11 protein-coding genes and 1 pseudogene are annotated in these 11,987 nt (G+C 71.4%); 4 read left to right on the top strand and 8 right to left on the bottom strand.

Translation table 11 applies throughout. The annotated features are described in order from the left end of the window. Window positions 1-180: 180 nt before the first annotated feature. Window positions 181-1,554 carry an alkaline phosphatase gene (locus ACFVH0_RS27150; protein ID WP_385824269.1) on the top strand — a complete coding sequence of 458 codons (1,374 nt, stop codon included), beginning with the start codon at window positions 181-183 and terminating at the stop codon, window positions 1,552-1,554. Window positions 1,555-1,623: 69 nt separating this feature from the next. On the opposite strand, the pseudogene ACFVH0_RS27145 reads toward ACFVH0_RS27150, so the two are convergent. Together ACFVH0_RS27145 and ACFVH0_RS27140 are read right to left on the bottom strand one after the other, a co-directional pair. Further along, window positions 1,624-1,802: pseudogene (locus ACFVH0_RS27145) on the bottom strand (IMP dehydrogenase); the annotation flags it as partial. A gap of 92 nt (window positions 1,803-1,894) precedes the next feature. Continuing rightward, window positions 1,895-2,293: a winged helix-turn-helix transcriptional regulator gene (locus ACFVH0_RS27140; RefSeq protein ID WP_385824267.1), complete on the bottom strand. Its 399-nt coding sequence runs from the start codon at window positions 2,291-2,293 to the stop codon at window positions 1,895-1,897. A gap of 148 nt (window positions 2,294-2,441) precedes the next feature. On the opposite strand from ACFVH0_RS27140, the gene ACFVH0_RS27135 reads away from it, so the two are divergent. Continuing rightward, complete coding sequence (locus tag ACFVH0_RS27135) at window positions 2,442-3,053, top strand: FMN-dependent NADH-azoreductase (RefSeq protein WP_385824265.1); 612 nt, start codon at window positions 2,442-2,444, stop codon at window positions 3,051-3,053. A gap of 68 nt (window positions 3,054-3,121) precedes the next feature. Here ACFVH0_RS27135 and ACFVH0_RS27130 read toward each other — a convergent pair whose 3' ends face one another. Continuing rightward, window positions 3,122-4,480 carry a peptidase C39 family protein gene (locus tag ACFVH0_RS27130; RefSeq protein ID WP_385824263.1) on the bottom strand — a complete coding sequence of 453 codons (1,359 nt, stop codon included), beginning with the start codon at window positions 4,478-4,480 and terminating at the stop codon, window positions 3,122-3,124. 198 nt (window positions 4,481-4,678) lie between these two features. Here ACFVH0_RS27130 and ACFVH0_RS27125 point away from each other — a divergent pair, with 198 nt between their 5' ends. Together ACFVH0_RS27125 and ACFVH0_RS27120 are read left to right on the top strand one after the other, a co-directional pair. After that, a complete protein-coding gene (locus tag ACFVH0_RS27125) occupies window positions 4,679-5,308 on the top strand; it encodes a uridine kinase (RefSeq protein WP_385824261.1) in 630 nt (209 codons plus the stop codon). Window positions 5,309-5,669: 361 nt separating this feature from the next. After that, window positions 5,670-7,583 (top strand): AAA family ATPase, encoded by a 1,914-nt coding sequence (locus tag ACFVH0_RS27120; RefSeq protein ID WP_385824258.1) that lies wholly within the window; start codon window positions 5,670-5,672, stop codon window positions 7,581-7,583. Window positions 7,584-7,640: 57 nt separating this feature from the next. On the opposite strand, the gene ACFVH0_RS27115 is transcribed toward ACFVH0_RS27120, so the two are convergent. The 5 genes from ACFVH0_RS27115 to ACFVH0_RS27095 all read right to left on the bottom strand — a co-directional run bounded on the left by ACFVH0_RS27115 (window position 7,641) and on the right by ACFVH0_RS27095 (window position 11,969). After that, complete coding sequence (locus ACFVH0_RS27115) at window positions 7,641-8,747, bottom strand: hemolysin family protein (RefSeq protein WP_385824256.1); 1,107 nt, start codon at window positions 8,745-8,747, stop codon at window positions 7,641-7,643. Next, window positions 8,744-10,093: a hemolysin family protein gene (locus ACFVH0_RS27110; RefSeq protein WP_385824254.1), complete on the bottom strand. Its 1,350-nt coding sequence runs from the start codon at window positions 10,091-10,093 to the stop codon at window positions 8,744-8,746. Before ACFVH0_RS27110 ends, ACFVH0_RS27115 begins: the two co-directional genes overlap by 4 nt. 186 nt (window positions 10,094-10,279) lie before the next feature. After that, window positions 10,280-10,744 carry a PH domain-containing protein gene (locus ACFVH0_RS27105; protein WP_385824252.1) on the bottom strand — a complete coding sequence of 155 codons (465 nt, stop codon included), beginning with the start codon at window positions 10,742-10,744 and terminating at the stop codon, window positions 10,280-10,282. A gap of 34 nt (window positions 10,745-10,778) precedes the next feature. After that, the gene (hisG, locus tag ACFVH0_RS27100; protein WP_385824250.1) at window positions 10,779-11,627 is read right to left on the bottom strand and encodes an ATP phosphoribosyltransferase; all 849 of its coding nucleotides are present in this window, start codon (window positions 11,625-11,627) and stop codon (window positions 10,779-10,781) included. A gap of 69 nt (window positions 11,628-11,696) precedes the next feature. Beyond that, entirely contained in the window at window positions 11,697-11,969 is a 273-nt protein-coding gene (locus ACFVH0_RS27095; protein ID WP_018524273.1) for a phosphoribosyl-ATP diphosphatase, read from the bottom strand. Window positions 11,970-11,987: the final 18 nt, after the last annotated feature.

Raw genomic sequence — 11,987 nt, 5'->3', positions numbered from 1 at the left:
GTCTGGGGCCCCGGGTGACTGCCCTTCGGGGGCGCCCCGCTTCCGTACGGCGACCGGGCACGCGCCTGCGATGCCATGTTCCGGCAGGCCGAACGCGGTTTCCGCGTCACCGATGGTTCACCCACCGCTGGTGAGGTGATCCTCGTCGGTGCTCCCCGCCGGCCGGATCAAGGAGATTCCATGCCCAGTAAGCGCCTTTCCCGCAGTCACCTGATAGCCACCGGTGCGGTCCTCGTCGCCACCGCCACCGCCGCTGTCGCCCTCACGGCGACGGCCGGTGCGTCCGACACGAAGGAGCACGCCAAGGACGCCATCAAGGGCGGCAAGGCGAAGAACGTCATCCTGCTCATCGGTGACGGCATGGGCGACTCGGAGATCACCCTCGCCCGCGACTACACGGTGGGCGCGGCCGGCCGCCTCAACATGGACAAGTTCCCGCTGACGGGCGCGTACACGACGTACGCCGTGCACGCCGACGGCACGCCGGACTACGTCACCGACTCCGCGGCCAGCGGCACCGGCTGGGCGACCGGTGTGAAGACCGTCAACGGCCGGATCTCCAAGACACCGGGCAAGGACAAGGCCGTGCCGACCATTCTGGAGCTGGCGCAGAAGGGCGGGTACGCGACCGGCTCGGTGACCACCGCCGAGCTGACCGACGCCACCCCGGCCGTCCTCGCCTCGCACGCCACCGACCGCTCCTGCCAGGGCCCCGCCGACATGGCCAAGTGCCCCACGGACACCATCGCCAAGGGCGGCCCCGGCTCCATCGCCGAGCAGAGCGTGAACCACAAGGTCGACGTCCTCCTCGGCGGCGGCAAGCAGCGCTTCGACCAGAAGATCACCGAGGGCCGCTACAAGGGCCTGACCGTCACCGAGCAGGCCCGGAAGCTGGGCTACCGGGTCGTCACCGACAACGCCTCGCTGAAGGCGGTCAAGAGCGGCAAGCCGGTGCTCGGGCTCTTCGCGCCCGGCAACGTCGCCACCGAGTGGACCGGCAAGCCCGCCGCGGTCGGCGGCACCGCCCCGCAGCGCTGCGTCACCTCCAACCCGAGCCGCCCCGCCGGCACCCCGAACCTCGCCGACCAGACCACCAAGGCCATCCAGCTCCTGGAAGCGAAGCAGAAGCGCAGCCACAGCAAGAAGGGCTTCTTCCTCCAGGTCGAGGGCGCGTCGATCGACAAGCAGGACCACGCCGCCGACCCGTGCGGCCAGATCGGCGAGACCGCCGCGTTCGACCGCGCGGTGAAGACGGCGCGCGCCTACGCTGCCAAGCACCCCGACACCCTCGTCGTCACCACCGCCGACCACGGCCACAGCAGCCAGATCGTGCCCCTGGAGGCCCAGCCGCCCGGCCTGAGCTCCACGCTGGTCACCGACGAGGGCCAGCAGATCAAGGTCAACTACTCGACCAACACGCCCGGCCAGTCGCAGGAGCACACCGGCACCGAGGTCCGGATCGCGGCGCAGGGCCCGCAGGCCTACCGCGTCCTGGGCGTCACCGACCAGACCGACCTGTTCACCACGCTCCGCGAGGCGCTCCGGGTCCGCTGACCCCTCGGGGTACCGCCCCGGTCCCGTCGGCACACGCGACATGCCGACGGGGCCGGGGATTCGTCATGTCCGGCCCGACCGGACGAGGCTGATGCGGTCGGGCAGGCAACGGCGTACGGGGCGGGGCCGCCGCGCAGGCCGACGTGGGAGAAGAACAGTTCCTGCCCGTCGATGCCGACGACGCGAGGGACGCCGACGAAGCCGACATCGCCGCCGGGGCGGGCGGAGCGCAGGGCCTGCCGGGCGGCCACCCGGGAAGCGGACGAACCGGCCGCCGCCGCGCACTTCGGCCGGGAGGCACCTTTGGTACGCCCACGCGAAGCGGGTTCCGTTCGGGGCGTCACACGCTCCGGGGGTCCGCGACTTCCGGCTGCCGCACGCCGGGGCAGTCACCGTGCCCGGCCGTGCCGAGGAACCGTTCCGCCCAGCTGCCGAGCTCTTCCAGGGCCGGCCTCAGCGCTTCGCCCGCCGGGGTCAGCCGGTAGGTGACGCGCAGCGGCGGGCCGGCGTCCACCTCCCGGCTCACGAGACCGGCCTCACCGAGTTCGGCGAGGCGGTCGGAGAGCATGCGCTCGCTGATTCCGCTGACGGCGCGGCGCAGTTCGGCGAAACGACCCGGACCGCTCATCAGGCTGGCGAGGATGACGCCGTTCCAGCGCTTGCCCAGAAGGACGAAGACGCCTTCCACCGCCCCGCCCGCTCCCGCGCACTGCCTCGCGTCCTGCTGCCCGTTTGCCATGCGCCCATGGTATCGCCACCCGTCAGAGGACTTCCGAAAAGTAAGCTACTGTTGATTCACAAGCAGCTTACGAAGCTGATGCCGGTGCTTTCCCGTGCCGGTTTCACCGAATCCGCGCACCGCGCGGCCACCTTGAGGAGCGCCCGCCATGGCCGTTCTGCTGCACATCGACTCGTCCCTGTTCCCGCTGAAGGACTCCGGCTCCCGCCAGGTCACCGATGCTTTCCGCAAGGCCTGGGAGGAGGCTCACCCACAGGGCAGCGTCATCTACCGCGATCTGGCCGCCGCTCCCGTGCCGCACCTGGACGCCGCCACCGTCACCGCCGAGTCCGTCCCGGCCCGGCGCGAGGAGCTCATAGCCGAATTCGAGAAGGCCGATGTCATCCTCATCGGCGCACCCATGTACAACTTCACGATCCCCTCGACCCTGAAGGCCTGGCTCGACCAGATCATCCTGGCGGGGCGGACCTTCGGCGAGGGCGTGGCCCCGTCCGGCAGGCGCGTCGTGATCGCGTCCTCGCGCGGCGGCTCGTACCGCCCCGGCACGCCACGGGCGGGCTTCGAGTTCGACACCAACTACCTGGAGAAGGTGCTGGGCGGCGGGCTCGGCCTTCAGGTCGAGGTGATATCGCGCGAGTTGACGAAGGCCCCCGTCAACCCCGCCATGGCCGAACTGGTGCCGCAGGCCGAGGAGTCGGCGCGGCAGTCACTGGCGCGAGCCGCCGAGTCCGCACGGGAGCACGCCGCGCTCCTGGCCTGACCCACGGCCGCCTCGGCCACCGGACGGCCGGGAACCCCGCCACCCCGCGGCCGAGGCGCCGCACATGATCACAGCAGGCCGAACGACCTCAGGACCCGGCGCTGCTGCGCGGTCGGCATCGCCGGCCAGTAGAGGTAACAGACCCCGCCCGTACCGCTCCTGACCTTGCCGTTCGCGTCGTAGCGCTTGGTGCGGAGCCAGATGTTCTCCCACTCCCGGCGCCGGTAGATCCGGCGCACCGCCTCGTTGTCCGGCGAGGCGGGGTCGTTCGCGATCACGTCGCCGTCCGCGGTGAAGCCGATCACGGTCATCAGGTGACCGGAGGTCCCGTACCCGGCGCCGGTCAGCTCCTCCTTGAGGAAGGACTGCGACGTTATGACCGGGATGCCCGCGCGGACCAGCGTCTCCAGGTCCCCGAGCGAGCCCAGCCGGGTCACCGCCGAGCTCATCTCGTCGTACGTCGCGGCGTAGGCGGCGTTGAACGGCCAGTTGCCGCAGCCCTCGTACTGGTAGTCGTAGGTGAACCGGGCGGCATGGCAGACCTGCGGGTCCGCCAGGCCGGGCTTGACCCAGGCGAGGTCCTCGGCGGTCGGCCGGCGTCCCCAGTACTCGATGATCATCTGCGAGGAGGTGGGGCTGCACCAGGCCTCGCCGCCGTTGTCGTACTCGGGGTACTGGCCCGCGTGGACGTTCTGCGAGTAGCGCGGCACCCGCAGCTCGCGGACGAGGCCGGGGGTGGTGGCCGGCACGGTGAAGCGGTCCGGGATGTCGGAGGCCATCGCGCCGATCCGTCGGACGGTGGGGGTCTGACGGCTGCCCGGGATGCGGTACAGGGTGAGCCGCAGCCGGTAGGAGACCAGCCGCAGTCCGCTCGCCGCGTCGTCCACCGAGAAGGTGTCGGTCCAGATCGAGCTCTTGCCGTCGCTCTGGTCGTCGACGGAGGTACGGCGGATGTCGCCGTCGCCCGCGGCCCAGCGGCCCATCACGTACCAGGGCGTCGGGGCGCCGTCCGAGTAGCTGCCCTGGAGCTCGATCTGGATCCAGGTGCCCGCAGGGGTCTCCGCGTTCCAGGAGGCGATCACCTCCGTCGCCGGGACCGAGGACCGGTGGACCGGTGAGGTCCAGGTCGCGTACTCCCAGGTGCCGGTCGCACCCGTGTGCGGGTCGGTGTAGTCGGTGCGTCCCGCGGCGTGGCCGATCACCAGCCCGGGGCGGCGGCCCGCGACGACCCGTGTCCCGGCGGCGGAGCCGGAGCGCCAGTCGGTGTAGGTGTGCCAGAAGCGGTTGTCCACGGCAGGGGCCTTCGCCCAGGGGGCGTGGGGCGGGGCGGCGGCGGTCGCGGAGCCGGCGGACGACACCGCTCCGGCGGCGGCCGCTGCCGCGATCGCGGCGGTCAGCACGGTCCTGCGTGAGGTCGGTCTGTTCATGGGCGAGACCCCCGGTCGTAAGCGGAATGGGGCTGCGATGTGCACGACAGTGCGCCAACTATCGCGGGTCGTGGCGGGATCCGGCCAGCGATTCGGCTCGCGTCGATAAACCAATATTGGTCTGGTCCACTGGCGTGACCTGCGGCTGTCCCGGACGCGGGCGGCGGTCGCCGGGGACCGGCTCGTAGGCTGGTGACCATGAACGACCTCTCGCTCCTCGCCCGGCGGCTGCGTACCCTGGCGCCGTCCTGCGGACCGGTCCGGCTGATCGCCGTCGACGGCCACGCGGGCTCGGGGAAGAGCACCTTCGCCGCCCGCCTGGCCGCCGCTCTCGGGGACGCCCCCGTCCTGCACCTGGACGACGTGGCCACGCACGACTCCTTCTTCACCTGGGTGGACCGGCTGCGGGAGCAGGTGCTCGCACCGCTGGAGCGCGGCGAGTGCGCGCGGTACGCGCCGTACGACTGGACCGCGCGGAGCTTCGGGGCCCCGCGCGCCCTGGAGCCCGCGCCGGTGGTCCTGGTCGAGGGGGTCGGGGCCGGCCGCCGGGCGCTGCGGCCGCACCTGGCCCGGCTGCTGTGGATGGACCTGCCCGCCGCACAGTCCTGGGAGCGTGGCCGCCGCAGGGACGGGCCCGCGCTCTCGGAGTTCTGGGACGGGTGGACGGCGGCCGAGGCGGAGCACTTCTCGGCCGACCCTTCCCGCCCCCACGCGGGCACTCTGGTGCGGCAGTTGCCGGTGGGGTACGAGTTGCTGGAGGGGCCCGGAACAGCAGCAGGAACGAACCATTCCGTCACGGACCGTGAGCGCGTGGCGCCGTCGTACTGAATGGTGAGAAATCGCCCCGCAAGTACCTCAACTCCGCTTGACCCGGGGGCGGTACAGGTCTTACGTTCTCAATGTGCGGCTTTTCGGAGCCCCCACAGACACGAAGCCCCCGGTTGTTCCCCCGTGATCGGGGGCTTCGTTCTGCCCTCGCGCCCCCTCCCCCACACCCGTCCGACGGATTCCGCTCACCCTGGGTCACGGTCTCCCTTCGGCCTGCGGCGCTCTTAGTCGCACACTCCCTGCGCAGGTACGATGCCTCTCGGTGCGGTCAATTCCCGTCCGTGGCAAAGTGATTCGGTGCGCCCGGGTGGGCAGAATCGTGCGGCGGGACATCCCGGGGGCACGGTTTGTGGGGGACCAGATGGACATCGGCACGCAGGGCGCACAGGCCCCGGCCGACCTCGCCTGGGTGCGCGGCGTGGACGCCTACACCATGGGCGCCTACCCACAGGCCGAGGAGGAGTTCAGGGCCGCGGTCCGGCTCGATCCCGGCATGGCGGACGGCTGGCTCGGCCTCCATGCGCTGAGGGTCGACACGACGACGGCGCTGCTGCGCATGTACCGCCATCGCGAGCGCTTCGGCGAGCAGCGCGCCCGGCACCGGCGCACGCTCAACTCCTGGTACTGGCTGGGCTGGTGGGTGCAGCCGGTGCTGGAGAGCGCACGGGACCTGCTGCTGGCGCACGCCTCGCACTGGCTGGACGGCCGCCACGTTCCCGAACTGGACCGGGCGCTCGCGGGCCTGCCGCCGGTGGACGCCGACCCGCAGGTGCGTTTTCTGCACGCCTGCCGCTCGTACCTGGTCAAGGACTGGGAGCAGCTCGTACGCAACACCGAGCAGTTGGTGGACGATCCGCTGCTGGGCATCGAGGCGGGGCTGTTCGGCGGCATGGCCCGGGTGCGTCTGGAGATGTACGGGCAGGCCGAGCCGCTGCTCTCCACCGCGCTGATGCGCTGCCGCAGCGAGCAGCCGCAGCGCAAGGAACTGCGCTACTGGCTGGCCCGTGCGCACGAGGGGACCGGTCGCAGCGCCGCCGCCCTGCCGCTGTACCGGGCGGTGCACCGGATCGATCCCGCGTTCATGGACACCTCGGCACGGCTCGCCGCCATCGCGGACTACGACGGCCTGGAGGGCTCCGACGAGGCGGCCGGCCTGGCCGCCGTGTCGCTGGCCGGGCTCGGCACCGACGGCACCGTTTCGGAGGCGCAGCCGGACGCGGATCCGCTGCTCGGCGCCGATCCGGTGGACGGGCGGGAGCTGCGGTCCGGCGGTGAAGTGCCCGGCTTCGTGGATGTCGGGATGCCGCCGCCGACCGGCGGGACGCGGCGCAGGGCGGCGGTGCCAGGTCAGCCGGCGTCCCCGTTCCCGGCGGGGCCCAGCGATCCGGTGCTGCTGGCCGAGGCGCTGGCCGAGCTGGAGCGGATGGTGGGGCTGGAGCCGGTGAAGCGCCAGGTCAAAGCCTTGTCCGCGCAGCTGAACATGGCACGGCTGCGGGCCGGACAGGGGCTGCCGGTGCAGCCGCCGAAGCGCCATTTCGTCTTCTCGGGCCCGTCCGGCACCGGCAAGACCACGGTGGCCCGCATCCTGGGCCGGGTCTTCTACGCACTGGGGCTGCTCGGCGGCGACCATCTGGTCGAGGCCCAACGGGCCGATCTGGTGGGTGAGTTCCTCGGCCAGACCGCGGTCAAGGCCAATGAGCTGATCGACTCGGCGCTCGGCGGGGTGCTCTTCGTCGACGAGGCGTACAGCCTCGCCAACAGCGGTTACAGCAAGGGCGACGCGTACGGCGACGAGGCACTGCAGGTTCTCCTCAAGCGCGCGGAGGACAACCGGGACCATCTCGTCGTCATCCTCGCGGGCTACCCGGAGGGCATGGACCGGCTGCTGGCCACCAATCCGGGGCTCTCCTCGCGTTTCACCACCCGGGTGGACTTCCCGAGCTACCGGCCGCTGGAGCTCACCTCGATCGGTGAGGTGCTGGCGGCGGAGAACGGCGACGCGTGGGACGAGGAGTCCCTGGACGAGCTGCGTTCCATCAGCGGCCATGTCGTCGAGCAGGGCTGGATCGACGAGCTGGGCAACGGCCGGTTCCTGCGCACCCTGTACGAGAAGAGCTGCGCCTACCGCGATCTGCGGCTCTCCGGCTACGCGGCCGTGCCGAGCCGGGACGATCTCGCCACGCTGCGGTTGCCGGACCTGATGCAGGCGTACGGCGAGGTGCTGTCCGGCCGGGGGCCGGTGGACCGGGGGCAGCAGGAGCCGCCGGCCCTGTGAGCCCCGGTGGCCGGAGGGACCGGGCGACGGCCCCTCCGGCCGACCTGGACGGCGCGGTCAGCGGACCGCTGCGGTGAGTTCGCCGTAGCCGGTCGTGGTGCCCGCGGGTTCCGTCGCACGGCGCGGTACCGCGATCCGGTGGGCCGGGTCGCGCACCTCGCCGACGAGCATCTCCAGGACGTCCTCCATGGCGACCAGGCCGAGGATCCGGCCGGACGCGTCGGCGACCTGTGCCAGGTGCGTGGCCGCCCTGCGCATCACGGTCAGGGCGTCGTCCAGGGGCAGCTCGGCCCGTACGGTCGCCATCGGACGCCAGACGTGCTGGGGGACGGCCCGCTCGCCGTCCTCCAGGTCCAGCACGTCCTTGACGTGCAGATATCCCATGAACGGACCGCCGCCCTCCGCGCACACGGGGAAGCGCGAGTAGCCGGTGCGTACGGTCAGCTCCTCGATCCGGTGCGGGGTGACGGACGGGTCCACGGTCACCAGGGAGGCCCGGCGGAGCAGCACATCGGTGACGGGCCTGCTGCCCAGCTCCAGTGCGTCCTCCAGGCGCTCCTGCGCCTCCGGCTCCAGCAGTCCGGCCTGGCCGGAGTCCTCGACGAGCCGGTTGAGCTGCTCGCTGGTGAAGACGGCCTCGACCTCGTCCTTCGGTTCGACGCCGAAGATCCGGAGCACCAGCCGGGCGCAGGCGCCCAGCGCGGCGGTGACCGGGCGGCAGACGCGGGCGAAGCCGACGAGGCCGGGGCTGAGCCAGAGCGCGGTCTTCTCCGGCGCCGCCATCGCGAGGTTCTTCGGGACCATCTCGCCGATGACGAGGTGGAGGAAGACCACGAAGACGAGCGCCAGGACGTAGCCGAGCGGGTGAATGAGGCCCTCGGGCAGGTGAACCGCCTGGAAGACCGGCTCCAGCAGATGGGCGACGGTCGGTTCGGCGACGGCGCCGAGGGTCAGTGAGCAGACGGTGATGCCGAACTGGGCGGCCGCCATCATCTGCGGCAGGTTCTCCAGCCCGTACAGCACCTGGCGGGCCCGGCCCGAACCGGCCGCCGCGAGAGGCTCGACCTGGCTGCGCCGTACGGAGACGAGGGCGAACTCGGCGCCGACGAAGAAGCCGTTCGCCAGCACGAGGAGTGCGGCGAAGAGCAGTTGGACCAGGCTCATCGCACGGCCTCCAGGACGTCCTGGGCCACCGGGGCCTCGGCCGTACGGACGAAGCGGACCTTCTCGGCCCGGTAGTGGCCGACCTGGCGGACGGAGATCCGCCAGCCGGGCAGCTCGGCGCGGTCGCCGGGGGCGGGGATGCGTCCCAGCAGATCGGCGACGAGCCCGGCCACGGTCTCGTACGGTCCGTCCGGGACGTCCAGTCCTATCCGGCGCAGGGTGAGGACCCGGCAACTGCCCTCGGCGTCCCAGGCCGGGCGGCCGTCCTCCGGGGCGGCTGGGGCCAGCTCGGGCCGGTCGGCGCCCTCGGCGTCGTGCTCGTCCCTGACCTCACCGACGAGTTCCTCGATGATGTCCTCCAGGGTGACGACTCCGGCGGTGCCGCCGTACTCGTCGACCACTACGGCGATCGGCTGCTCGTTGCGCAGCCGCTGGAGCAGCTGTTCGACGGGCAGGGTCTCCGGGACCAGCAGCGGCGGTACGGCGATCCGTCCGGCCGGGGTGCGCAGCCGTTCCTGGGCGGGCACGGCGAGCGCGTCCTTGAGATGGATCATGCCGACGACCTCGTCGATCCGCTCCCGGTAGACGGGGAAGCGGGAGAGGCCGGTGGCACGGGTGAGGTTGAGGACGTCCTGTGCGGTCGCCGAGGACTGCAGGGCGCTGACCTTCACCCGTGGGGTCATGACGTGCTGGGCGGTGAGCCCGGCGAGCGACAGGGTCCGTACGAAGAGGTCCGCGGTGTCCTGTTCGAGGGTGCCGGCCTCGGCCGAGTGCCGGGCCAGGGAGACCAGCTCCCCGGGGGTCCGGGCGGAGGCCAGCTCGTCGGTGGGCTCGACTCCCAGCAGCCGCACCAGCCGGTTGGCCACGGTGTTCAGCAGACTGATCACCGGCCGGAACACGGCGGAGAAACGGTGCTGGGGGCCGGCGACGAACCGGGCGACCTGGAGCGGCCGGGAGACCGCCCAGTTCTTCGGTACGAGTTCGCCGATCACCATCTGGACGGCGGAGGCGACCATCATCCCGATCACCACGCTGATGCCGGGGACAGCCCCGTCGGGCAGCCCGGTCGCGGTGAGCGGGCCGTCCAGGAGCTGGGCGAGCGCCGGTTCGGCGAGCATGCCGACGACCAGTGAGGTGATGGTGATACCCAATTGGGTGCCGGAGAGCTGGAAGGAGAGTTCGCGCAGGGCTTCGACGACGGTACGGGCCCGCCGGTCGCCCTCGGCGGCGGCGCGCTCGGCGTCCGGCCGCTCCACCGTGACGAGCCCGAACTCGGCTGCCACGAAGAATCCGTTGGCGAGGATGAGAAGGAATGCCGCACTGAGAAGCAGCAGGGGGGTGGTCATGCCGCCGCCTCCGGGGAAGGGGCGGCGCAGGTACTACCGGACGATCCGTCCATTGCTGGAAGGAGTCACTCCTTGGGTCGCAGGAAAGCCCCGCCGGTCTCATGGACCTCTGGGTGCGGGGCGGGGTGCACAGGGGCACCGCCGCCCTCCAGAGTAATCAAGAAGAGGCCGTACGGGGCAGGGGGCTCAGCCGATGTCCGTTCCGGTGCCGCGGCTCTCGGCGAGGGCGCGCAGCGTCCGGGCATCGCGGATGGCCTGCTGCTTGGCGATTCCCGGCTGGATGCCGAGGGCGGGCATGCTGGTCCCGTCGCTGAGGTCGAGGAATACCCAGGGGTCGCCGACACGCAGGTTGACCCGGAGGATCTCCGCCCAGGACAGCCGGCGCGTCCGGGTGAGATTGACCACGGTCACCCCGTCCTCGTTCGCGACGACCTTCGGTCGGCTGAGCAGCGCGAGCACCCCGAAGAACAGCAGCGCCGTGAAGACGAAGCTGGCCCGCTCCCCCGGGCTCAGCTGCTCCAGGGTCAGCGCGACGGCGGTGATGACGAGGAACATCACCGCCCCCACGGTCAGCAGGACCACCCGGGTTCGGGTCGGCCGGAAGGTGACCGGGAGAGTGGGGAGTTCGGGCCGGGGTGCGGGGGCGGACATGGTGTTCTTCTGCTTCCGGGCGGTCGGCCGGCCGTCAGAGGCGGCAGGCGTGGATGGCGGTGGTGAGGATGGCGCGGGCGCCGAGGTCGTACAGATCGTCCATGATCCGCTGGGCCTCCCGGGCGGCGACCATGGAGCGGACGGCGACCCAGCCCTCGTGGTGCAGCGGCGAGATGGTCGGCGACTCCAGGCCCGGGGTGAGGGCGACCGCGCGCTCCAGGTGCTCGACGCGGCAGTCGTAGTCCATCATCACGTAGGAGCGGGCGACCAGGACGCCCTGGAGGCGGCGGAGGAACTGCTGCACCTTGGGGTCGTCGTCGGGTGCGCCGGTGCGGCGGATGACGACGGCCTCGGACTTCATGATCGGTTCGCCGATGACTTCGAGTCCGGCGTTGCGCAGGCTGGTGCCGGTCTCCACGACATCGGCGATGATCTGCGCGACGCCGAGTTCGATGGCGGTCTCGACGGCGCCGTCGAGGTGGACGACGGAGGCGTTGACGCCGACGTCGGCGAGGTGCTTGGCGACGATGCCCTCGTAGGAGGTGGCGATCGTCTTGCCGTCGAAGTCCTGCGGGCCCTGGGCGGTGCCGGGCTTGGTGGCGTAGCGGAAGGTGGAGCGGGCGAAGCCGAGCTGGAGGATCTCCTCGGAGTCCGCGCCGGAGTCCAGCAGCAGGTCGCGGCCGGTGATGCCGATGTCGAGCCGGCCGGAGCTGACGTAGATCGCGATGTCGCGCGGCCGCAGGTAGAAGAACTCGACCTCGTTCTCGGGGTCGACGAGGACGAGTTCCTTGGACTCCTTGCGCTGCTGGTAGCCGGCCTCATGGAGCATCGCCATCGCAGGCCCGGAGAGTGAACCCTTGTTGGGGACGGCGATGCGCAGCATGAGGTCAGGTTCCTTTGCGAGGAGGGAGTCTGTGCGGATGTGCGGATGTACGTGGTGCTGGGGTGGTGCTCAGAGGTGGGCGTAGACGTCGTCGAGCGAGATCCCGCGGGCGACCATCATCACCTGGACGTGGTACAGCAGCTGGGAGATCTCCTCGGCGGCGGCGTCCTTGCTCTCGTGCTCGGCGGCCATCCAGACTTCGGCGGCCTCCTCGACGACCTTCTTGCCGATGGCATGGACACCCTTGTCCACGAGCTCGGCGGTACGGGAGGTGGAGGGGTCGCCGTTGGCGGCCTTGAGCTGCAGCTCGGCGAAGAGCTCTTCGAAGGTTTTGTTCGCCATGATGGTCTTAGAGTACGG

It is taken from the genome of Streptomyces sp. NPDC127117, from assembly GCF_042677325.1.
Lineage (GTDB): Bacteria > Actinomycetota > Actinomycetes > Streptomycetales > Streptomycetaceae > Streptomyces.
This window is presented reverse-complemented; position numbering and strand designations above follow the sequence as displayed.